Origin of the sequence: Paracoccus gahaiensis (genome assembly GCF_005048225.1) — a bacterium.
GTDB classification, from domain to species: domain Bacteria; phylum Pseudomonadota; class Alphaproteobacteria; order Rhodobacterales; family Rhodobacteraceae; genus Paracoccus; species Paracoccus gahaiensis.
This window is the reverse complement of sequence record NZ_SUNI01000006.1, coordinates 1-21,125: the sequence shown is the minus strand read 5'-3', so window position 1 is coordinate 21,125 and position 21,125 is coordinate 1. Positions and strand designations below refer to the sequence as shown.

The 21,125-nt window shown below is 69.7% G+C and carries 19 protein-coding genes; 12 read left to right on the top strand and 7 right to left on the bottom strand.

The window, feature by feature from the left end:
* The first annotated feature begins 69 nt into the window (after positions 1–69).
* A complete protein-coding gene (locus tag FA743_RS08905; RefSeq protein ID WP_136885739.1) occupies positions 70–1,080 on the top strand; it encodes a nucleotidyltransferase family protein in 1,011 nt (336 codons plus the stop codon).
* A 4-nt stretch (positions 1,081–1,084) separates the two neighbouring features.
* Here the strand turns inward: FA743_RS08905 and FA743_RS08900 are convergent, their stop codons facing one another.
* A complete protein-coding gene (locus FA743_RS08900; RefSeq protein WP_136885737.1) occupies positions 1,085–1,843 on the bottom strand; it encodes a DeoR/GlpR family DNA-binding transcription regulator in 759 nt (252 codons plus the stop codon).
* A gap of 153 nt (positions 1,844–1,996) precedes the next feature.
* On the opposite strand from FA743_RS08900, the gene FA743_RS08895 reads away from it, so the two are divergent.
* The 5 genes from FA743_RS08895 to FA743_RS08875 all read left to right on the top strand — a co-directional run bounded on the left by FA743_RS08895 (position 1,997) and on the right by FA743_RS08875 (position 6,728).
* Positions 1,997–2,944 (top strand): nucleoside hydrolase, encoded by a 948-nt coding sequence (locus FA743_RS08895; protein ID WP_136885735.1) that lies wholly within the window; start codon positions 1,997–1,999, stop codon positions 2,942–2,944.
* 160 nt (positions 2,945–3,104) lie between these two features.
* Positions 3,105–3,371, top strand: a complete 267-nt coding sequence (locus tag FA743_RS08890; RefSeq protein ID WP_136885733.1) for a hypothetical protein — start codon at positions 3,105–3,107, stop codon at positions 3,369–3,371.
* Between the two features lie 99 nt (positions 3,372–3,470).
* Entirely contained in the window at positions 3,471–4,352 is an 882-nt protein-coding gene (locus FA743_RS08885) for a LysR family transcriptional regulator (protein ID WP_136885731.1), read from the top strand.
* Between the two features lie 76 nt (positions 4,353–4,428).
* Positions 4,429–5,367 (top strand): NAD(P)/FAD-dependent oxidoreductase, encoded by a 939-nt coding sequence (locus tag FA743_RS08880; protein WP_136885729.1) that lies wholly within the window; start codon positions 4,429–4,431, stop codon positions 5,365–5,367.
* Positions 5,364–6,728, top strand: coding sequence for an ABC1 kinase family protein (locus tag FA743_RS08875; RefSeq protein ID WP_136885727.1), 1,365 nt, complete (start codon positions 5,364–5,366; stop codon positions 6,726–6,728). Before FA743_RS08880 ends, FA743_RS08875 begins: the two co-directional genes overlap by 4 nt.
* Positions 6,729–6,741: 13 nt before the next feature.
* Here the strand turns inward: FA743_RS08875 and FA743_RS08870 are convergent, their stop codons facing one another.
* A complete protein-coding gene (locus FA743_RS08870) occupies positions 6,742–7,011 on the bottom strand; it encodes a hypothetical protein (RefSeq protein ID WP_136885724.1) in 270 nt (89 codons plus the stop codon).
* A 134-nt stretch (positions 7,012–7,145) separates the two neighbouring features.
* Between FA743_RS08870 and FA743_RS08865 the strand changes: the two genes are divergently transcribed.
* Positions 7,146–7,757 carry a hypothetical protein gene (locus tag FA743_RS08865; protein ID WP_136885722.1) on the top strand — a complete coding sequence of 204 codons (612 nt, stop codon included), beginning with the start codon at positions 7,146–7,148 and terminating at the stop codon, positions 7,755–7,757.
* 9 nt (positions 7,758–7,766) lie between these two features.
* Here the strand turns inward: FA743_RS08865 and FA743_RS08860 are convergent, their stop codons facing one another.
* Positions 7,767–8,942 carry a nucleotide sugar dehydrogenase gene (locus FA743_RS08860; RefSeq protein ID WP_136885721.1) on the bottom strand — a complete coding sequence of 392 codons (1,176 nt, stop codon included), beginning with the start codon at positions 8,940–8,942 and terminating at the stop codon, positions 7,767–7,769.
* A gap of 79 nt (positions 8,943–9,021) precedes the next feature.
* On the bottom strand, positions 9,022–11,175 hold the full coding sequence (locus FA743_RS08855) for a malate synthase G (protein WP_136885719.1): 2,154 nt from the start codon (positions 11,173–11,175) through the stop codon (positions 9,022–9,024).
* 186 nt (positions 11,176–11,361) lie between these two features.
* On the opposite strand from FA743_RS08855, the gene FA743_RS08850 reads away from it, so the two are divergent.
* Positions 11,362–12,342 (top strand): siderophore-interacting protein, encoded by a 981-nt coding sequence (locus FA743_RS08850; protein ID WP_136885717.1) that lies wholly within the window; start codon positions 11,362–11,364, stop codon positions 12,340–12,342.
* Between the two features lie 82 nt (positions 12,343–12,424).
* Here FA743_RS08850 and FA743_RS08845 read toward each other — a convergent pair whose 3' ends face one another.
* Complete coding sequence (locus FA743_RS08845; RefSeq protein WP_136885715.1) at positions 12,425–14,125, bottom strand: ABC transporter ATP-binding protein; 1,701 nt, start codon at positions 14,123–14,125, stop codon at positions 12,425–12,427.
* Positions 14,126–14,384: 259 nt separating this feature from the next.
* On the opposite strand from FA743_RS08845, the gene FA743_RS08840 reads away from it, so the two are divergent.
* Complete coding sequence (locus FA743_RS08840; RefSeq protein WP_136885890.1) at positions 14,385–15,605, top strand: aromatic ring-hydroxylating oxygenase subunit alpha; 1,221 nt, start codon at positions 14,385–14,387, stop codon at positions 15,603–15,605.
* Positions 15,606–16,682, top strand: coding sequence for an FAD-binding oxidoreductase (locus FA743_RS08835; RefSeq protein WP_136885713.1), 1,077 nt, complete (start codon positions 15,606–15,608; stop codon positions 16,680–16,682).
* Positions 16,683–16,704: 22 nt separating this feature from the next.
* Here FA743_RS08835 and FA743_RS08830 read toward each other — a convergent pair whose 3' ends face one another.
* On the bottom strand, positions 16,705–17,070 hold the full coding sequence (locus tag FA743_RS08830) for a DUF4112 domain-containing protein (RefSeq protein WP_246054899.1): 366 nt from the start codon (positions 17,068–17,070) through the stop codon (positions 16,705–16,707).
* A 167-nt stretch (positions 17,071–17,237) separates the two neighbouring features.
* Between FA743_RS08830 and FA743_RS08825 the strand changes: the two genes are divergently transcribed.
* Positions 17,238–17,831: a DUF2585 family protein gene (locus tag FA743_RS08825; RefSeq protein WP_136885709.1), complete on the top strand. Its 594-nt coding sequence runs from the start codon at positions 17,238–17,240 to the stop codon at positions 17,829–17,831.
* A gap of 15 nt (positions 17,832–17,846) precedes the next feature.
* Here the strand turns inward: FA743_RS08825 and FA743_RS08820 are convergent, their stop codons facing one another.
* Positions 17,847–19,082 (bottom strand): glycosyltransferase, encoded by a 1,236-nt coding sequence (locus FA743_RS08820; RefSeq protein ID WP_169308823.1) that lies wholly within the window; start codon positions 19,080–19,082, stop codon positions 17,847–17,849.
* A 211-nt stretch (positions 19,083–19,293) separates the two neighbouring features.
* On the opposite strand from FA743_RS08820, the gene FA743_RS08815 reads away from it, so the two are divergent.
* Positions 19,294–20,943, top strand: a complete 1,650-nt coding sequence (locus FA743_RS08815; RefSeq protein ID WP_136885705.1) for a BCCT family transporter — start codon at positions 19,294–19,296, stop codon at positions 20,941–20,943.
* Positions 20,944–21,125 lie beyond the last annotated feature (182 nt).

Sequence of the window (21,125 nt, the reverse complement as noted above, 5' to 3'; positions counted from 1 at the left end):
CCGTGTTCAACAGTCTTGCCGGTTGTTGAACATGGGTGTAGTCAACAATCGTCCAAACTGTTGAACATCATGCCCCGATCCCATTCCGCCCTGGCCCATGCCGCCTATCACGACCTGCTGCGGTCCCTGCGCGATGAGGGGCTGCGCGACCTGCGCGGCACGCCCACGCGGGTCCTGCGGGGCGGGCGCGGCTACTGGTATGACAGCTTCCGCGTCGGCACCGAGGTCCGCAAGCGCTATCTGGGCGAGGACAGCCCCGACATGGCCGCCCGGATGGAGGCCCTGCGCCAGGACCGCGCCCCCGAGGGCCAGCGCCGCCGCGACCGGGCGCGGCTGGTGCGCCTGCTTCGGGCCGAGGGGTTCCTGGGCCTGGACCCGACCAGCGGCAGTCTGATGGCGGCGCTGGCTGGCGCGGGGGTGTTCCGGCTTGGCGGCACGGTCGTGGGCACCCATGCCTTCCGCCTCTACGAGGGCGAGCTGAGCCTGCGCCTGTCGCTGGAACAGACCGCGCAGACCGACGATCTGGACATCGCCAGCTTCGAGCGCCTGTCGCTGGCGCTGGAGGATGCGACCGCGCCGCCGGTCACGCAGGTGCTGGCCGAGTTCGACTTTGCCCCCGCCCCCAGTCTGGAGCCGGGCCGCGCCTGGCGCTGGCGTCAGACGACGGGCACCGCGCTGGTCGAGTTCCTGACCCCCGCCTTCGGCGCCGAGGGGCTGCGCGACCTGCCCGCGCTTGGCGTGCAGGCGCAGGCGCTGCGACATCTGAACTATCTGATCGCAGACCCGATCCCGGCGGCGATCCCCTATCGCTCGGGCGTGCTGGTGCAGATCCCGCGCCCCGAGCGCTTCGCCATCCACAAGCTGATCGTGGCCGAGCGGCGCCGCGCGCAGGACCGGATGAAATCGGCCAAGGACCGCGCACAGGCCGCCGTCCTGATCGAGGTGCTGGCCCGCGACCGCCCCGAGGATCTGGCCGAGGCCTATGAGGACGCACTGGACCGCGGCCCCCGCTGGCGGATGCGTCTGGAGGCCAGCCTGGCGCGGATGCCCGACACGGCGGCCCGGCTGGCGGCGCTGTAGGTCCTCAGACCACCACGACGCGGGTCTGCCAGTCGCGGCAGGCCCGGGCCAGCGGCTCGGGCAGGGGGCGGTCGGTGAAGATCGCGTCCAGCTCCGACAGCGATCCGATCCGGGCGGGCGCGCTGCGGGCCAGCTTGGAATGGTCGGCCACCAGAAAGGTGCGGCGCGACTGGCGCAGGATGGTCTGGCTGACCCCGACCTCCTGGATGTCGAAATCCAGCAGGTCGCCGTCGCGGTCCAGCGCCGAGCAGCCGATCACCGCCAGATCGAACTTGAACTGCCGGATGGTCTCGGCGGCCAGCGTGCCCACCAGCCCGCCATCCGCGCGGCGCAGGCTGCCGCCGGTCACGATCACGTCGCAATCGGGATTGGCGGCCAGGATGTTGGCGACGTTCATGTTGTTGGTGACGACCAGCATCTCGCGATGGCCCAGCAACTCGCGCGCGACCGCCTCGGTGCTGGTGCCGATGTTGAGAAACAGGCTGACCTTGTCGGGGACCTCGGCGGCGCAGGCCCGCGCGATGGCGGTCTTGGCGGCCAGATGCAGGGCGCGGCGTTCCTCGTAGCCGATATTGGCCACGCCCGAGGGCAGGATCGCGCCGCCATGCACGCGCTCCAGCCGGCCCGTCTCGGCCAGTTCGGTCAGGTCGCGGCGGATCGTCTGCAGGGTGACGCCGAAATGCCCGGCCAGCCCCTCGACCGTCACCTTGCCGTCGCGCCGGGCGATGTCCAGGATCTCGGGCTGGCGGAAGGTCTGCGACATGAACACCTCTGTTTCACCGGATGTCGCATGGCTGTCGCAGTCAGGCAAGATCTTCGTTTGCGCGCGGTTGCCCCGGGGGCGCGGCGCCGCGGCGCAGTTGACCCGCCGCGAAACCCCGCTATGCCGGGCCGATCACAACGGGGGACATTCGACATGACCAGTCACAAGGTGATCTTCGACACCGATCCGGGCGTGGACGACGCGCTGGCGCTGTATTACCTGATCCGCCATCCGCAGATCGAGCTGCTGGGGGTGACCACCGTCTTCGGCAATGCGCCTGTGGCGGTCACCACCCGCAACGCGCGCTTCCTGCTGGAGGCCTGGGGGCACGACGCGCCGGTCCATGCGGGGGCGGCGGGGCCGCTGACGCCCGGGATGCCGGGCGAGGACTTCCCGACGCATATCCACGGCGAGAACGGCCTGGGGGACCACCCGATCGACATGGCGCCGAGCGAGGATCCCGACACGGCGGCGCAGTTCCTGATCGACCAGATCCGCGCCCATCCCGGCCAGATCCGCATCCTGGCGGTGGGCCGGATGACCAATCTGGCCCGCGCGCTGCAGATCGCGCCCGAGATCGCCGGGCTGGTGCGCGACGTGACGCTGATGGGCGGCGCCTTCCGCGTGCCGGGCAACATCACCCCGGCGGCCGAGGCCAATATCTGGGGCGATCCGCTGGCCGCCGACATCGTTTTCGGCGCGTCCTGGCCGGTGGTGGCGGTGCCCTTGGACCTGACCACGCGCACCTTCATGGACCGCGCCGCGCTGGACGATCTGGGCCGGCGCGGGGGGCCGGGGATGCAGCTGGTCACCGACCTGTCGCAGGGCTATGTGCGTTTCTACCAGGCGGCGGGCTATGACGGGATGCTGGTCCATGACGCGACGGCGGCGGTCTTCCTGACCGATCCCGACCTCTTCACGCTGACCTCGGGCGAAGTACGGGTACTGTCCGAGGGCATCGCCCTGGGCCTGACCCTGATGAACCCCGAGGACCGCAAGGGCCCCCTGGGCGCATGGGAGGGGCGGCCGCGCCAGCGGGCGACGCTGGACGGCCAGCCGCAGGCGATCCTGGACCGCATCGCGCAGGTCTGCACCGCGTGAATTCCCCCCGGCAGGACGATCCGCGCGGATTGTCCTGCCTCATCGAACACAGAGCGCGCGAATTCGCGTCTAATCGCGCCTCCTTGGGCGGACTATCTGACAGTCATCGAAACGGCCCCGACCTTTACCGGCCGACTGCCAAAACCAAGGAAAAACGACCATGAAAACTTTTGTGTTTGCCCTGACCGCCCTGACCCTCGCCACCGGCGGCGCCTTCGCCTCGACCAGCAACGATGACCACGAGCGCGCCTCGGTCAGCGCCCCCACCCAGGCTGCCGAGACCGTGCAGGTTCCCGCCGGCGACGTGATGACCTCGCGCGAGTTGGGCCAGGCCGGCCTGAACGCCAGCGACCTGGTGACGATCACCCGCATCAACACCACCGAAGACACCGCGAGCATTGATAATTCCAGCCGCGGCTTCTACTGATCCTTGCGACCGGACGGCCCCGCTGACGGGGCCCGAGGGCCGTCGACCATCCGGTCGGCGGCCCTTGTGCATGTCGCGGTCCCGGCAGGGGGGCCGATCATGGACATCAAGAGCCTGCGCCTGTTCGTGGCCATCGTCGACGAGGGCAGCTTTGCCGCCGCCGCCCGGCGGATGGGCATCTCGAAAAGCATGGCCAGCAAGATGATCTCGGACCTGGAGGCGGATTTGGGCACCCGCCTGCTGACGCGGACCACCCGGGCGGTGACCCCCACGGCGGCGGGCCACGGTTATTGCGCCGAGCTGATCGAGGTGCTGGCCCGCCTGGACGCCGCGACCGAGGCGGTGCGCGCGGCCTCGGCCCATCCCTCGGGGCCGCTCAGGCTGGGGGTGCCGGTGCAGTACACGATGCGGGTCTTCCAGCCGCATCTGCTGCGCTTCATGGAGGAGTATCCCGACATCCAGCTGGATCTGGTGCTGGACGACAGCCGGGCCGACCTGTCGCGCGACGGCTTCGACGCGGTGATCCGCATCGGCCGGCTGGAGGACAGCAGCCTGCATGCCCGCCATCTGCAGGATGCCTGCATCCTGCTGGTCGCCTCGCCCGATTACATCGCCCGCATGGGTCAGCCGCGACGTCCGGCCGACCTGCGCGACCATCATTGCCTGCATTACACCAACCTGCCCGGCACCGGCACCTGGCCCATGCGGCAGGGCGGCGAGGTGATCTATCAGAAGATCGTGCCGACATTCTCCAGCAACAATGGCGAGTTGCTGCGCGCATTGGCGGTCAGCGGCAAGGGCATCGCGCTGACCCCCGAGTTCCAGGTGGCCGAGGATCTGGCAGAGGGGCGGCTGGTCGCCGTGCTGACCGATCACGCGCTGCCGGGCGTGCCCATCCACATCGTCTATTCCAGCCGCAAGCTGGTCACGGCGGCGCTGGCGGCGTTTCTGGACTTCATGGGACGGCTGGATCTGCGCTGACGGACAAAACGCCGCCTTGCGGCCCGGCGGCGGGGGCTGCACTGATGGGCGCAGCAGTCACGACAGGAAGCGGCACATGGGCGAGCGCATCAGGGTGGCCATCATCGGCGCGGGGCTGGCAGGGCTGACCTGCGGCGGCCTTCTGGCGCAGGCGGGGCTGTCCGTCACGCTGTTCGACAAGGGGCGCGGGCCGGGTGGGCGGCTGGCCACCCGCCGCGCCGAGGGCGGGCTGCGCTTCGATCACGGCGCGCCCTGCCTGACCGCCCGCGATCCGGTCTTTGCCGCCTTTCTGGACGAGCTGGCCGTGCAGGGCCATGCCGCGCCCTGGCCCGAGGTCGGCGCCATGACCGGCCTGCCCGGCATGTCGGCCCTGCCCAAGGCGCTGGCGGCGGGGCTGGATGTGCGGCAGGGCGCGATGGTCACCGCGCTCAACCGACAGGACGGCCTCTGGCATCTGGGCGGCGAGGGGATCGCGCATCAGGCCGATCTGGTCGTCCTCGCCATTCCCGCCCCGCAGGCCCGCGACCTGCTGGGGGCGGACCACGCCTTCGCGGCGGATCTGGCGCGGGTCCGCTATCACGCCTGCGTGACGCTGATGGCGGGGCTGGACACCGCCGCGCCGCGCCCCTTCGTCTACCGGCAGGGCCAGGGCGCGCTGCATCAGATCTGGCAGGACGGCGCCAAGCCCGGTCGTGCGGACCTGCCGCTGGTCCCGTGGGTCGCCCATGCCGATCCGGACTGGAGCATGGCCCATATCGACCTGCCCTTTGCCGAGCTGGCCGATCTGATGGCGCCGCTGCTTCTGGCCCAGCTGGGCGCCGATCCCGCACATCTGCACCACGCCGCCGCGCATCGCTGGCTCTATGCGCGCACGGACCGGGCGCTTGGCCGGGCGTTCCTCTCTGACGATGCGGCCGGGCTGGTGGCGGGCGGGGACTGGGCGCTTGGGCCGGATGCCGAGCACGGATGGGCCAGCGGCCGGGCGATGGCCGCGCATCTGCTGGCCCGCGCATGAGCGACGATCCCCCCGACCGCACCCCCCGCGCCGTCCCGCAGGGGCGGCTGACGCGGATGCTGCGGATCGGCGGTCTGGCGGGCGGCATCGGCGGGCGCGCCTTGGCGCAGGGCGCGCGGCAACTGGCCACCGGCCAGCGCCCCAATGCGCAGGAGCTGTTCCTGACCCCCGCCAATGCCGCGCGACTGGCCGCGCAGCTGGCGCAGATGCGCGGGGCGGCGATGAAGCTGGGGCAGCTGGTCTCGATGGAGGCCGGCGACATGCTGCCGCCCGAGCTGACGCAGATCCTGTCGCGGCTGCGCGCCGATGCCGACCCGATGCCGCCCAAGCAGCTGCAGCGGGTGCTGGACGCGGCCTGGGGGCCAGGCTGGCTGCGCCATTTCGCGCGCTTCCAGGTGCGGCCCATCGCGGCGGCCTCGATCGGGCAGGTGCATCGGGCGCAGACCAAGGACGGGCGCGACCTGGCGATCAAGGTGCAATATCCCGGCGTCCGGGACAGCATCGACAGCGACATCGCCAATCTGGGCCTGATGATGCGGATCCCGGGCCTGCTGCCCCCCGGCATCGACCTGCCCGCGCTGATGACCGAGGCGCGCGAGCAGCTGCATGCCGAGGCCGACTATCTGCGCGAGGCCGAACAGATGCGCCGCTATGCCGCCAATCTGGCGGGGCGCGACGAGTTCCTGCTGCCGGTGCCTGACGATCAGTTCAGCACGGCCGACGTGCTGGCGATGGATTTCATCGAGAGCCGCCCCATCGAGACCCTGGCCGAGGCCCCGCAGGAGATCCGCGACCGTGCGGGCCAGAACCTGGGCCGGCTGGTCATCGAGGAGCTGTTCCGCTTCGATCTTATGCAGACCGATCCGAACTTTGCCAATTACCGCTGGCAGGCCGATGGCGGCCATCCCGACGGGGGCCGCATCGTGCTGCTGGATTTCGGCGCCACGCGGGGGTTTTCCGCCCCCGTCGCACCGCGCTATCTGGCGCTGCTGCGGGCCGCCCTGTCGGGGGATCGCTCCGATATCCGCGACGCCGCCATCGCCATCGGCTATTTCCGGCCCGAGACGCCCGAGGCACATCAGCAGATGCTTCTGGGCATGATGGACGTGGCCTTCGCGCCGCTGCGGGCGGGCGGGATCTTCGATCCGGCCTCCAGCGGCATCCCGCAGCAGGTGGCCGATGCGGCCATGCAGGCGGCCCGCACCCGCGCCCCGGCCGAGATGCCCCCGCCCGAGATCCTGTTCCTGCACCGCAAGATCGCGGGCCTCTATCTGCTGCTGGCGCGGCTGCGGGCGCGGGTCGATCTGGACGCGCTGATCCGCCCCGAGGATCTGGACCGGATGCTGGCCGCGCGCGGCTGACCCGCCCGCGACCTCAGCCTTCGCCCTGTTCGACCTCGTGCAGGCGGTCGCCGACCAGCCGGGCGATCAGGCGGAACTCCTCGGACACGGCCAGCGCGGCGCCCATGTCGTCGGTCGGGACCGCGCCGGGATCCTCCTGCCCGTCGCGCAGGGTGTCGTGCTGGTCCAGCCAGTCCATCACCGGCTGGCGGGCGCCGGGCTCCAGCGCGGCGACCAGCCGCGCCAGCAGGCGGCGCTGCGCCTCGAGGCGCGCTTCCAGGATGGAGAGGGGGGTGTCGGTCATGGGGGCCTCGCTGCGATGGTCTGCCAGCGCAACGCCGATCCCCGCCGCAGGGGTCCGGGGCGCTGCAAGGAACCGCCGATGGAACATCACCGCATCGCGGGGGTTGGGCGCGCTGAAATGGAAAGGGCGTGCCCATGTGGGAGTGGATATCAGAGAACAGCGGTCTGGTGCAGGCCGGGATGGCGGCGGTGACCGCGCTGATCTGGGTCATCTACCTGCATATCCTGGTGCTGGGCATGCGCCGCCAGCGCCGCACCGAGATCCTGATCCATCTGGGCGGCGCGCGCGACCTGTCCGCGCGCATCCTGGTCAGCAATCTGGGGCTGGAGCCGCTTTACGTGCTGGAGATCATGCTGACCGTCTGGACCGCCGATGGCGAACGCATGTCCTCGGTCGCCGACCGGACCGAGATCGCCAAGGACCAGCATGAAAGCCCGCGCCAGGCCACGCTGCAGGGCGCGCTGAAAAGCGGCGACCATGTCGATATCGGCAGCGTCACCGACCTGCTGGACCGCGCCCGGCACCAGAGCTTCGATCAGATCGAGCCCGCCGACATCCGCCACCTGCAGGTCACCGTCGCGGCGATCACTGCCGCCGACAGCCATATCGCCGCCGCCCGGCGCCGCTTTGCCATGCGCCGCGAGGGCGAGACGCTGTCGCTGCGCCCGGTGAACCTGGCCGCCCAGCAGATCCGCTCGCGCCGCCAGCGCCGCAAGATCGAGACGCAGATGCGCAAGGGGCTGTGAGGGGCGGGCTCAGTCGCTGCCGAACAGGTCGCGGGTATAGACCTTGGCCTCGACGCCCCTCAGGTCTTCGGTCAGCCGGTTCGCCACGATCAGGTCGGCGCGCGCCTTGAAGGCGTCCAGATCGGTGATCACCTCGGATCCGAAGAAGCTGGTCTCGTCCATCGCGGGCTCGAAGACGATGACCTCGACCCCCTTGGCCTTCAGCCGCTTCATGATGCCCTGCACGGCGGATTGGCGGAAGTTGTCCGACCCGGCCTTCATCACCAGCCGATAGATCCCCACCACCTGCGGGCGCCGCGCCAGGATATGGTCGGCGATGACATCCTTGCGGGTGCGGTTCGCCTCGACCACGGCGGCGATCAGGTTCTGCGGCACATCGGCATAGTTGGCCAGCAGCTGCTTGCTGTCCTTGGGCAGGCAGTAGCCGCCATAGCCGAAGGAGGGGTTGTTGTAATGCGCGCCGATGCGCGGATCCAGACCCACGCCCTCGATGATCTGGCGGCTGTCCAGCCCGCTGGTCAGGGCATAGCTGTCCAGCTCGTTGAAATAAGCCACGCGCAGGGCAAGATAGGTATTGGCGAAGAGCTTGATCGCCTCGGCCTCGGTCGGGCCGGTCAGCAGGACCGGCACGTTCTCGTCCAGCGCCGCCTCGGCCAGCAGATCGGCGAAGGCACGGCCGCGCGGGCTGTCCTCGCCCACCACGATGCGCGAGGGATGCAGGTTGTCGTGCAGCGCCCGGCCCTCGCGCAGGAATTCGGGGCTGAAGATCACCTGATCGGTGCCGAGCCGCGCCCGGACATCGCGGGTGAAGCCCACCGGCACGGTCGATTTCACCACGATCACCGCCTGCGGAGCCAACCGCATCACATCCGCGATCACCGCCTCGACGCTGGAGGTGTCGAAGCGGTTGGTGACGGGGTCGTAATTCGTGGGCGTGGCCACGATCACATATTCGGCGCCCGTGAAGGCGGCGGCGGGATCGGTGGTCGCCGTCAGGTCCAGCTCGCGCGTCGCCAGATGATGCGCGATGTCCTCGTCGATGATCGGGCAGCGGCGGTCGTTCAGCATCGCCACGCGGCCCGCGTCCACGTCCAGCGCGCGCACGGTGTTCCGCCCGGCCAGAAGGACCGCGTTCGACAGGCCCACATAGCCGATGCCGGCGACCGCGATGATGTTTCCCGACATATGGGCCCGTCCTTCGTGCTGTTGCGCCGCGCACCCTAGGCGCGCGGCGGCGGCATCGCAACCGCCCGCCGCGCGGGGGTCAGCGGGCCTGCAGCGCCTTCGCCTCGGCGCGGCGGGCGTGCAGCGCGGGCTCGGTATAGCCCGAGGGCTGGTCGGCCCCGGTCAGGACCAGATCGCGCGCCGCGAGGAAGGCCGGGCCGTCGAAGCCCGGCGCCATCGGGCGATAGGCCGGATCGCCCGCGTTCTGGGCGTCCACCTTGGCGGCCATGCGGCGCAGCGCCTCCTCGACCCGCTCGGTCGAGACCACGCCATGGGCAAGCCAATTGGCCAGATACTGCGCGCTGATGCGGCAGGTGGCGCGATCCTCCATCAGCTGCACGTCGTCGATGTCGGGCACCTTGGAACAGCCGATGCCCTGATCGACCCACCGCACGACATAGCCCAGGATCCCCTGCGCGCTGTTGTCCAGCTCGCGGGCGACCTTGTCCTCGGGCAGCGGCGCCTCGGCCAGCGCGGGGGTCAGCAGCAGGTCCAGATCGGGGATCGGGCGACCTTCCAGCTCGTCCTGGCGCGCAGCCACGTCGACCACGTGGTAATGCAGCGCGTGCAGCGTGGCGGCGGTGGGCGAGGGGACCCAGGCCGTCGAGGCGCCCGATTTCGGGTGGCCGATCTTGGCCTCCAGCATCTCGGCCAGCGCGTCGGGCTTTGCCCACATGCCCTTGCCGATCTGCGCGCGGCCCTTCAGGCCCGCCGCCAGCCCGATCAGCACGTTGCGATCCTCGTAGGCAGCCAGCCAGGGCGCCGTCTTCATCGCGTCGCGCCCCAAGAAGGCGCCGGCCTGCATCGAGGTGTGGATCTCGTCCCCGGTGCGGTCAAGGAACCCGGTGTTGATGAAGAACAGCCGATGGCGCAGCGCGTGGATGCAGGCGGCCAGATTGGCGCTGGTGCGGCGCTCCTCGTCCATCAGGCCCAGCTTGACGGTGTTGGCGGGCAAGCCCAGCACGGCTTCGACATGGGCAAAGACGCGGTCGGCAAAGGCGGCCTCGTCGGGGCCGTGCATCTTGGGCTTGACCACGTAGACGGCGCCCGCGCGGCTGTTGCGGGGGCCGTCGGTCTTCGTCAGGTCGTGCATCGCGCAGGCCACGGTGACCATCGCATCCATCAGCCCCTCGGGGGTGGGCTGGCCGTCCTTGCGGATCACCTCGGTGGTCATCAGATGGCCGACATTGCGCACCAGCAGCAGCGCGCGGCCCTGCAGGGTGACGGTCGTGCCATCCGGGCGGGTGACGGCGCGGTCGGGGTTCAGGCGGCGGGTCATGGTCTTGCCGCCCTTGTCGAAGCTTTCTTCCAGATCGCCGCGCATCAGCCCCAGCCAGTTGGCATAGACGCCGATCTTGTCGGGGGCATCCACCGCCGCCACGCTGTCCTCGCAATCCTGGATGGCCGACAGCGCGGCCTCCATCACCACGTCGCGCAGGCCCGAGGCCGAGGCGGCGCCGATCGGATGGCCGGGATTGATCACCAGTTCCACATGCAGCCCGTTGTGGACAAGCACATAGGCGGTGTCCTCGCCATCGACGCGGGTGCCGACATAGGCGTCGGGATCGGCCAGCCGCACGGGCTGACCGGCGACGGTGGCGACCAGACCCTGATCGTCGGCGCCGTAGGCCTCGACCCCCGCATGGCTGCCCGCCAGCAGAGGCAGCGCCTGGTCCAGGACCTCGGCCGCGCGGGCCACGACCGCATCGCGGCGCGCCGCGTCGAAGCCGCCCGAGGGCACCGGCCCCATCACGTCCGAGCCGTAGAGCGCATCATAGAGCGAGCCCCACCGCGCATTCGCGGCATTCAGGGCGAAGCGGGCATTGCTGACCGGCACGACCAGCTGCGGCCCGGCCAGGGTCGCGATCTCGGGATCGACGCTGCCATTGTCGATGGTGAAGGGCGCGGGCTCGGGGGTCAGGTAGCCGATCTCGGTCAGGAAGGCGCGATAGGCGGCGGCGTCCCAGGGCTGGTTGCCGCGGCCCTTGTGCCAGGCGTCGATCCGGGCCTGCAATTCGGCACGGCGGTCCAGCAGGGCGCGGTTCTCGGCCCCAAAGTTATCCAGCAGCGCGGCATAGCCCTGCCAGAAGGCGTCGGGCGCGACCCCGGTGCCGGGAAGGACGCGGTCGGCGATGAAGGTGGCGAATTCGGCATCGACCTCGAGGCCGTGAAGGGAGGTGGTGGGTCGGGTCATGGGGGTCTCCTCGGGGTCGGTCGGGATTCGGCGCGGGGCCTCTTGCCTACGGGAATACGCCAGCAAGCATCATTTGCCAAGTATTCTGGAAGGATTTTCCAGAATGGGCGAAACCGCGCGGAAGATCAAAGTTGACAAATTCGGTCTGAAACTCGAAACATGCGGGCAGGAAATCAGGGGCCGTCCATGTCGCATCTTGCCAGCCACCGCCGCCACGGCGTCATTCCCCGCGCCTCGGGCGCTGCCGCCGCCGCGCTGAAGGCCCGCGCCAGCGCGTGGGAGGCGCCCTTGACCGAGACGCCGGGCGTGCTGTCCCTGTTTGTCTGGGGCTGCGAGATGCGCCTGACTGCCGAGACCGACAGCGCCCGGATCGAGCTGCTGGCCCCCGAGGCGCGGCTGATCGGCACGCTGCAGGACAGCGCCACCGAGATTTTCGCCGAGGCCGGGCTGGAGGTCGCATGGGACCGCGTGGACAAGGGCGCGCTGGCGCCGGGCCTGTCGGTGATGCGCGTGGCCTCGATCATCCGCCGCAGCCCGGGCTTCCTGCGCATCCGCCTGCAGGGGCCTGACGCCGCACGGTTCGGCGAGACCAGCCTGCATTTCCGCCTGCTGCTGCCGCAACCGGGCCGGGTCGCGGTCTGGCCGCGCGTGGCGGCCTCGGGGCGCACCCGCTGGCCCGAGGGGGCGGATGCGCTGCACCGTCCGGTCTATACGGTCGCGGCGCAGCAGGGGGACTGGCTGGAGTTCGACATCTTCCGCCATGCGGGCAGCCCGACCTGCGATTGGGCGATGTCGGGGGTCGAGGGATCGCAGGTGGCGATCATCGGCCCGGGCGGCGGCTGGTGCCCCGAGGGACCGGCGCTGAGCCTCTTCGGCGACCAGACCGCGCTGCCCGCCATCGCCCGGATGCTGGATCTGGCGCCGCATCTGGTCAGCGGCCCGGTCCGCGCGTGGGTCCGCGCGGCACCCGAGGATCTGGGTGCGTTGGCCGATGATCCGCGCGTGACGCGGACCGAGGATCTGCTGGGCGCGCTGGCCGGGGCGGATTTGCCAGCGGGCCATGTCTGGTTCGCGGGCCGCGCCCCCGAGGCCCGCGCCGCCCGCCAGCATCTGCTGGACCGGGGCTGGCCGCGCCGCGAGGTCACCGCCGCCGCCTATTGGGACTGAGCGGGCCGCCTGTCCCCGCGGGGGGCGGGGGCCCCGCAGCCCCGGGGCCCCCCTCGATGGAGGGCCTCGGGGCTTTTCTCCTTCAGGCGGCCAGCCGGGCATAGATGCCGCTCTGCGCGATCAGGTCGGCATGGGTGCCCAGTTCGGCGATGCGGCCATGGTCCATGACCACGATGCGGTCGGCGCCCCGGATCGTGCCCAAGCGATGCGCGATGACCAGCGTGGTGCGGCCTTCCGACAGGGCGTCCAGCGCCGTCTGGATCTCTCGTTCGGTCTGGCTGTCCAGCGCGCTGGTGGCCTCGTCCAGGATCAGGATCGGCGGGTTCTTCAGGAAGGCGCGGGCGATGGCCACGCGCTGTTTCTGGCCGCCCGACAGCATCACCCCGCGTTCGCCCACGATCGTGTCCAGCCCTTCGGGCAGGCCGTCGATCAGGGTGGTCAGCTGCGCCTTGGCGGCGGCCTGGCGGATTTCGTCTTCCGAGGCGTCCAGGCGGCCATAGGCGATGTTCTCGCGCAGGCTGCCGCCGAACAGGAACACGTCCTGGCTGACCAGCCCGATCTGACGGCGCAAGCTGGACAGGCGCATCTGCGGCAGGGCGATGCCGTCGATGGTGATGCGCCCCTGCGTGGGGTCGTAGAAGCGCGGCAGCAGCGCCAGCAGCGTCGTCTTGCCGGCGCCCGAGGGGCCGACGAAGGCCAGCGTCTCGCCGGCGCGCACGGTCAGGTCGATGCCCGACAGGATCGGGCGGCCCTCGTCATAGGCAAAGCCCACGGCCTCGAAGCGGATCTCTCCGGCCAGCTGCGGCGCGTCGATGGCGTCGGGCGCGTCGGCGATCTCGGGCTCGGTCGCCAGCAGCTCCTGATAGCGGCGGAACCCGGCGATGCCGCGCGGATAGGTCTCGATCACCGCGGCGATCTTTTCCAAGGGGCGATAGAAGACGCCGACCAGCAGCAAAAAGCCCACAAAGCCGCCGGTGGTCAGGTCGCCCGACAGCACATAGCCCGCGCCCACGACCATCACGATCACCTGCACCAGCCGCAACCCCATATATTGCAGCGCATTCGAGGCCGCCATCACGCGATAGGCGTCCAGCTTGGCCTGCCGATAGCGGGCATTGTCGGCGGCGAAGAGGTGGCTTTCGTGCGCCTCGTTGCCGAAGGCCTGCACGACGCGGACGCCGCCCAAGGTCTCCTCCAGCCGCACGTTGAAATCGCCGACGCGGGAATAGATGGCCCGCCAGGTTCGCGTCATCCGGCCCCCATAGACGATGACCAGCGCCAGCATCGCGGGCACGATCAGCGCCACGATCACCGCCAGCTGCGGGTTGATCCAGTACATCAGGCCGAAGGCGCCGACAAAGGTCATGATGGCGATGAACGCATCCTCGGGGCCGTGATGGGCGACCTCTCCGATCTCCTCCAGATCGCGGGTGACGCGGGCGATCAGCTTGCCGGTGCGGGCGCGGTCGTACCAGCGCCAGCTGAGGCGCGTGAGGTGGTCGAAGGCGCGGGCGCGCATCGCCGTCTCGATATTGATGCCCAGCTTGTGGCCCCAATAGATCACCACCGTCAGCAGCCCGGTATTGACGACATAAAGCACCAGGAGCCCGCAGGCGGCGGCGACGGTCAGCGTCCAGTCGCCCTGCGGCAGCAGCTGGTCGATGAAATAGGTGACCGCCAGCGGGAAGGCCAGCTCCAGCAGGCCCGACAGGACGGCGCAGCCGAAATCCAGCCAGAAGAGGCCCATGAAGGGGCGGTAATAGGCGAAGAACTGGCGCAGCATCGGGGGCGTCCTTTTCGGGCGGGACGGGCAGGGGGAAGGGGCAAATGTGCCGGGGTGATCGGCCCTTTCGGGCGGGGGTGTCAAGCCATACCTTACCCATTTGCTAGGATTAGCGATGGCGCATGTCGCACCCATGTCTGTTTCCGCTGGCCGAATGTCGCAATCCTGCCACGCTGCGGCGCCGGGGCGATTAGGGTGGGACGAACGCCCCCCGCCCCGGAATCCCGAGCCCGCCATGACCCATGCCCCGACCGCCCCGATGACCACCGCCCAGCTGATCGCCGCGCGCCGTCCGGGCCATTCGCTGCCCCGCGACCTCTATTGCGGCGAGGACGCCTATCGCGACGATCTGGAGCAGATCTGGTACCGCGAATGGCTGTTCGCCGGTCCCGCCTGCGAGCTGGCCAAGACCGGAAGCTACATCACGATGCAGGTCGGCGATTATCCGGTGATCCTGACGCGCGGCGCGGACGGGCGCATCCGGGCCTTCCACAATGTCTGCCGCCATCGCGGCCAGCGGCTGTGTGCCAAGGCTGGCGGCACCAACCCCAAGCTGGTCTGCCCCTATCACCAATGGACCTACGATCTAGACGGCAAGCTGCTGTTCGCCCGCGACATGGGCCCCGATTTCGACCCGTTGAAATACAGCCTCAAGCCCGTGCATTGCGTCGATCTGAAGGGGATGGTCTTCATCTGCCTGGCGCAGATCCCGCCCGCCATCAACGAGCTGGCGATGAACCTGATGCGCTATGCCGCGCCCTCGGGGCTGGCCGAGGCCAAGGTGGCCTACAGCTCGACCATCGTCGAGAAGGGCAACTGGAAGCTGGTGATGGAGAACAACCGCGAATGCTATCATTGCGGCGGCAGCCATCCCTCGCTCTGCCGGACCTATTCCGACGATCCGCTGATGACGGTGATGGAGGGGCCGAATGCGGCATCCCCCGAGATCCTGGCGCATTGGGACCGCTGCGACGCGGCGGGGCTGCCCGCGCGCTTCGTCAATGCGCCCGACATGCAGTGGCGCATGGCGCGGGTGCCGCTGATGGACGATCAGGAAAGCTTCACCATGTCGGGCAAGGCCGCCGTGGCGCGGCGCATGGGCGACATTCCGTGGAATGACGCGGGCAGCCTGATGTTCTATCACTTCCCGTCGTCCTGGAACCACTTCCTGGCCGACCATGCCATCGTCTTCCGCATCCTGCCGATCAGCCCCACGGAAACGCAGGTCACCACCAACTGGCTGGTCCACAAGGACGCGGTCGAGGGGGTTGATTACGATCTGGAAACCCTGACCCGCGTCTGGCTGAACACCAATGACGAGGACCGCCAGGTGGTCGAGGAGAACCAGAAGGGCATCCTGTCGCCCGCCTACGAGCCCGGCCCCTATTCCCCCAGCCAGGAGGCCGGGGTGATCCACCTGATCGACTGGTATTGCGGGCTGATGGGGTCGCGGCTGTCGCAGCGGATGGCGGCGGAATAGATGGCGCGCCCCCGCCAGAACTGGACCGCCGAACCCTGGGCGGATGACGAGGCGCTGGAATGCGTCATGGTCGTCCCCGAGACGCGCGACACCTTCAGCTTCATCTTCCGCGCGCCCTCGGGGGCGTGGTTCGACTATCAGCCGGGGCAGTTCGTGACGCTGGACCTGCCGGTTCCGGGCGGCAACGTGCAGCGGACCTACACGATCAGCTCGTCGCCCTCGCGTCCGCTGTCGATCTCGGTCACGGTCAAGGCGCAGGCGGCCTCGGTGGGCACGCGCTGGATGCTGGACCACCTGAAGCCGGGAATGCGGATCCGGGCCTATGGCCCGAACGGCATCTTCAGCTTTCACCGCCATCCGGCGACGAAATACCTGTTCGTCTCGGCGGGCTCGGGCATCACGCCGATGATGTCGATGACCACCTGGGCCTGGGACCGGGCGCAGGACACCGACATCGTCTTCGTCCACGCCGCGCAGCGCCCCTCGGACATCATCTTCCGCGACCAGCTGGAACATTACGTCGCCCGCGTGCCGGGCCTGCAGCTGCGCCTGACCGTGGAACAGCCCGAGCCGTTCCGCGTCTGGCACGGCTATCAGGGCCGCCTGAACAGCCTGATGCTGGGCCTGATGGCGCCGGATTATCTGGACCGCGAGGTCTTCTGCTGCGGGCCCGAGCCCTTCATGCAGGCGGTGCGCGAGATGCTGGTCTCGATGGGCTACGACATGGAGCGCTATCACCAGGAAAGCTTCGGCGCGCCCGTGGCCTCCGAGGCCGAGGCGCCGGTGATCGAGGACGTGGCCCCCGATCAGGACGCCCGCGCGCAGGTGCATTTCGCGACCAGCGGCGTGACGGCGGTCTGCGCGGAAACCGACACCGTGCTGGCCGTGGCCAAGCGGGCGGGGCTGAACATCCCCTCGGGCTGCACCTTCGGGCTGTGCGGGACCTGCCGGATCCGAAAGACGGCCGGAGAGGTCCACATGGTCCATAATGGCGGCATCAGCGACGAGGACATCGCCGAGGGCTGGATCCTGGCCTGCTGTTCCAACCCGATGGGCCGCATCGCCGTCGAGGTCTGAGCGTCCGGGCCGGGTCCGGGCGTCAGGCCTGGCGGTCCAGATGCCGGCGCAGGATCTCGACATTGCGCAGGTTGGCCTTGAAGCCGATGTCGAACAGGCTGCCCAGCAGCGGGATGCTGCCCACGATGCCGTCGATCGCGACATTGCCGATCTGGCGCATCATCTTGTGACGCGGCAGCCCCATGCGGCGGCTCTCCAGCACGATCCAGGCGGCGGGCACCGTCGCCGCCGCATCCCCGATCACCGGCAGCAGCCCGGCGATGGAATCGAAGCCGATGCGGATGCGCGTGCCCGGGATGCGGAAGATCGAATCGAGCCGCTGCGACAGGCGGTCGAGACGCTGAAACCGCGCCATGTGAGGGTGAGCGATGCGAGGGTGATCTGTCATGGGGTCCGAAGTCCCGGGGGCCGGTCCGGGTTCCCTCGCGGGGAAGCGGGGGTCTGCGGCATCGCGCCCGGGAAACGTTCGCGCCGGGGCGGCGTTGGGGATGCGGTTTCCGGCCCGCGCGGGCAGGGCCGCCCTGCAGACGCGACGGATCCGACATATGGCCCCCGATGACCGATGACAGCGCTTCGACGACCCTGACCCGCCGCCCGCTTCTGGGCTGGGGCGGCACGGGGCTGGCCCCCGGCCCGGCCTTCCTGGTCATCGCGCTGGCGGTGGCGGCCAAGCTGGTCTTCTTCGCCGTGCTGGACAGGCCCTTGGGCTGCGATTGCGGGCGGATCTGGGCGATGCCGGACAATCCGGCCTCGAACTCGCTGATCATGCTGGACCCCTACAGCCTGCTGCATCTCGTCTTCGGCGCGCTCTTGGTGACCTGGCTGGCCTGGATGCGCCCGGGCTGGGGGACCTGGACCCTGATCGCGGTGGTCGTGACCGGCAGCACCCTGTGGGAGCTGGCCGAGAACCTGCCGCAATCCATCCAGCTGTTCAACTACGACACCGGCGACCCGCGCGACTATCGCGGCGACAGCCTGCTGAACGCGATGGCCGACACGGCTGCGGCGGCCCTGGGGGCATGGATCGCGTGGCGGCTGCTGCCGGTCTGGGCCGTGCTGGCGTTGGCGCTGGCGGTCGAACTTATCGTCTCGCTGTGGATCGGAGACGGGTTCGTCATGGCCACGCTGCGCGCGGTGCAGATGATCTGAGCGCGGCTTGGGGTTTCAGGCCCGCAGGATCGCGGGCAGGCGGGCCTGCCCGAACAGATGCGTCTCGATCAGGTCCACGGCGCCGGCGGCGCCGGGCCAGGCGGGGGCCTGCCGGGCAAAGCGCCGGGCCTGGGCGCGAAAGCTGTCCTCGTCCAGCAGGCGCTGGATCGCCAAGGCCAGCCGCCGCTCGGTCGACAGGCTGGGCGACAGCCGCAGCCCGGCCCCGCAAGCGGCGATGCGCGCGGCGACGCCCGGCTGGTCGTTGGCCAGCGGCAAGGCCAGCATCGGCACGCCCTGCTCCAGACATTCCAGCGCGGTGTTCAGCCCGGCATGGGTCACGCACAGATCCGCCCGGGCCAGCACCGCCCGCTGCGGCACGAAGGCCCGGACCCAATCGGCGGGGATGCGCGCGGCCTGCGCTGCCGACAGGCCCTGTCCATGCGTGACCAGCACCTGCGCCCCGGCGCGGCGGCAGGCCCGCGCCAGCCGCATCAGCAGGGCCAGCCGGTGCCCCTGCAGCGTCCCCAGGCTGACGAAGACGAAGGGCCGGTCGGGATCGGGACGGATGTCGCCCGGAAAGGTCTCGGCAGGCGCGGCGCGGAAGGGTCCCAGGGGGTGGACCCGCGCACCGCTGACCGGGCGGGGATAGTCGAAGCCCGGCGGCACCTGCGCCAGCGTCAGTACAGGCGACAGGCAATCCGCGAAATCCCGCCGCCGCCCCAGCCCCCAGGCATCGGCATGGTGCTGCAGCACCCGGCCATGCGCCGCCATCACCCAGCCCGCGATGCGCCGGGCCGAGGCCAGCCTCTCGACCCCCTTGGGCGAGGGATCGCAGCGCCAGCCCAGGAAGGGCAGCGGAATGCCGGGCTCGGGATCGAAGGGCAGGGCGCAGGCGACCGAGATCATCGGCAGGCCCAGATGCTGCGCGATCAGGCCGGCGGCGGGCTCGGTCTGGTCGCCCAGGATCAGGTCGGCGCGCAGCCCCGCGATCAGCGCCGGGCCGTGGCGGCACAGCCGGTCGGTCCGCGCCGCCCCCTGCGCGATGTCCTCGCGCAGAGTCGCGGGGCGCAGCCGGGCGGGCGGCGGCTCTGGCGGAGAGGTCAGGCAGCGCGCGCGGTCGGCACAGAGATAGCGCACCTGATGCCCGCGCGCCCGCAACTCCTGTGCCAGCGCCTCGAAGGCCTGCACATGGCTGGGATAGGGGGGGCAGACCATGACGATGGACGATCCCGGCTTGTCATGCGCTACCATTGTCGTCTCCGGTGACACCTTTGTGTCGGGGCTCAACCATGGCGGCCGTGACTTGTTCCCACCCCCGCGACGCGGCCCCGGCGCCTGCGGCCCAGATGCCCCGCAGGGCGCGCACCGCGCCCGCATTCGGCCCAATGAAAGCGACATTCCTCTGGAACGATCCGCCATCACAGAACTTGACCCTGACAAATCAAAGACGTGAGGGCAGACCATGGACAGACTGGCGCAACGGTTGGGCCTTCGGGTGGATCCGACCATCTTTTTCGTCTCGGCGGGTCTCAGCCTGATCTTCGTGGTCCTGCTGGTCGCGATGCCCGTGCCGATCGGGGCCGCCTTCGCCGCCGGGCGGGCCTGGATCGTGACCAACCTGGGCTGGTTCTTCATCCTGGCGGTGAATGTCTGGCTGGGCTTCCTGATCTATGCCGCCATGTCGCGGCACGGCCATATCCGGCTTGGGCCGCGCAATTCGCGCCCCGAATATACCAACCTGTCGTGGTTCACCATGCTGTTCGCGGGCGGCATCGGCACGGTCCTGATGTTCTGGGGCGTCGCCGAGCCGATCAGCCATTACCAGACCCCGCCTTTGCCGGGAGTCGAACCCTTCACCCTGCAGGCCGCGCAGGACGCGATCTCGATCTCGCTCTATCACCTGGCGCTGCACACCTGGACGATCTTCGCGCTGCCAGGCCTGGCCTTCGCCTATTTCATCAACCGCTACGACCTGCCGGTGCGGGTCAGCTCGGTCTTCTACCCGCTGCTGCGCGAGGGGATCCACGGGCCCATCGGCAAGACCATCGACATCGTCTCGATCCTGGGCACGCTGTTCGGGGTGGCGGTGTCCCTGGGCCTGGGCTCGTCGCAGGTGGCGGCGGGCCTGTCCGAGCTGTTCGGATGGTCCAACGACACCGGGCTGCGACTGGCGATCCTGGGCAGCCTGACCATCGTGGCCACGATCTCGATCGTGGCGGGGTTGGACAAGGGCGTGAAGTTCCTGTCGAACCTGAACATCGGCATGGCCGTGGGGCTGATGCTGTTCGTGCTGGTCACCGGATCGACGCTGTTCCTGCTGCGCGGCATCGTCGAGACGATGGGCCTCTACCTGTCCAACCTGCCGCGCCTGGCGTTCTGGAACGACATGCTGCACGGCGAGGGGATGGCCACCGGAGACTGGGGCTGGCAGGGCGACTGGACGGTCTTCTATTGGGCCTGGACGGTGACCTGGTCGCCCTTCATAGGGCTCTTCGTGGCGCGCATCTCGCGCGGGCGGACGATCCGGGAATTCGTCTTCGGCGTGCTTCTGGCGCCGTCGCTGTTCACGGTGATCTGGTTCGCGATCTTCGGCTGGCAGGCGCTGCAGATCGACGGTCTGGGGCAGGCCGCGCGCGCCGCGATGGGCGAGGGCGCGGGCAGCATCAGCGCGGCGGTCACCGAATCCGTGCCGCTGGCGATGTTCGCCTTCTTTGCCGAACTGCCCTGGGCGCCGCTGATGCAGGGGCTGGCGGTGCTGGTCGTGGCGATCTTCTTCGCGACCTCGTCGGACAGCGCCTCGCTGGTGGTGGACATGCTGTGCTGCGGCACGGCCGAGCCGGGCCCGGTGCGCCAGCGCGTCTTCTGGGGCTTGGCCGAGGGCGCCATCGCCGCGACCCTGATCCTGCTGGCGGGCGAGGCCGGCCTGACCGCGCTGCAGCAGGTCATCACGGTGGTCGGCCTGCCGATCTTCCTTTTGGTGTCGATGATGATCCCGGCGCTGATCCGGGGCTTCGCGGCCGAGGATATCGAGCATATCAGCATCGGCAAGCGCCCCGCGCTGAGCGAGTTCGACCCGGCCCCCTCCGAGGATGCCGATTCCGCGATCCGGTGACGGCAAGGCGCGGATGGGGCGGAAACCAGCCCCACCCGCGCTGTCGCGAAAGCTTGCCAGCCTCACGCTTATCGCAAAAATGCATATTGTAAACCATTTCATCCTGTGGTTTCGTTGGATGAAACCGATTACACACTGTGGAGAGACGCGGAGTTGGGTCGGGCAAGGAGGAGCTTCGGGGA

Coding starts and splice junctions, on each gene's coding strand:
- FA743_RS08905 (WP_136885739.1), top strand. CDS start 70: ATGCCCCGATCCCATTCCGCCCTGGCCCATGCCGCCTATCACGACCTG.
- FA743_RS08900 (WP_136885737.1), bottom strand. CDS start 1,843: ATGTCGCAGACCTTCCGCCAGCCCGAGATCCTGGACATCGCCCGGCGC.
- FA743_RS08895 (WP_136885735.1), top strand. CDS start 1,997: ATGACCAGTCACAAGGTGATCTTCGACACCGATCCGGGCGTGGACGAC.
- FA743_RS08890 (WP_136885733.1), top strand. CDS start 3,105: ATGAAAACTTTTGTGTTTGCCCTGACCGCCCTGACCCTCGCCACCGGC.
- FA743_RS08885 (WP_136885731.1), top strand. CDS start 3,471: ATGGACATCAAGAGCCTGCGCCTGTTCGTGGCCATCGTCGACGAGGGC.
- FA743_RS08880 (WP_136885729.1), top strand. CDS start 4,429: ATGGGCGAGCGCATCAGGGTGGCCATCATCGGCGCGGGGCTGGCAGGG.
- FA743_RS08875 (WP_136885727.1), top strand. CDS start 5,364: ATGAGCGACGATCCCCCCGACCGCACCCCCCGCGCCGTCCCGCAGGGG.
- FA743_RS08870 (WP_136885724.1), bottom strand. CDS start 7,011: ATGACCGACACCCCCCTCTCCATCCTGGAAGCGCGCCTCGAGGCGCAG.
- FA743_RS08865 (WP_136885722.1), top strand. CDS start 7,146: ATGTGGGAGTGGATATCAGAGAACAGCGGTCTGGTGCAGGCCGGGATG.
- FA743_RS08860 (WP_136885721.1), bottom strand. CDS start 8,942: ATGTCGGGAAACATCATCGCGGTCGCCGGCATCGGCTATGTGGGCCTG.
- FA743_RS08855 (WP_136885719.1), bottom strand. CDS start 11,175: ATGACCCGACCCACCACCTCCCTTCACGGCCTCGAGGTCGATGCCGAA.
- FA743_RS08850 (WP_136885717.1), top strand. CDS start 11,362: ATGTCGCATCTTGCCAGCCACCGCCGCCACGGCGTCATTCCCCGCGCC.
- FA743_RS08845 (WP_136885715.1), bottom strand. CDS start 14,125: ATGCTGCGCCAGTTCTTCGCCTATTACCGCCCCTTCATGGGCCTCTTC.
- FA743_RS08840 (WP_136885890.1), top strand. CDS start 14,385: ATGACCACCGCCCAGCTGATCGCCGCGCGCCGTCCGGGCCATTCGCTG.
- FA743_RS08835 (WP_136885713.1), top strand. CDS start 15,606: ATGGCGCGCCCCCGCCAGAACTGGACCGCCGAACCCTGGGCGGATGAC.
- FA743_RS08830 (WP_246054899.1), bottom strand. CDS start 17,070: ATGACAGATCACCCTCGCATCGCTCACCCTCACATGGCGCGGTTTCAG.
- FA743_RS08825 (WP_136885709.1), top strand. CDS start 17,238: ATGACCGATGACAGCGCTTCGACGACCCTGACCCGCCGCCCGCTTCTG.
- FA743_RS08820 (WP_169308823.1), bottom strand. CDS start 19,082: ATGGTAGCGCATGACAAGCCGGGATCGTCCATCGTCATGGTCTGCCCC.
- FA743_RS08815 (WP_136885705.1), top strand. CDS start 19,294: ATGGACAGACTGGCGCAACGGTTGGGCCTTCGGGTGGATCCGACCATC.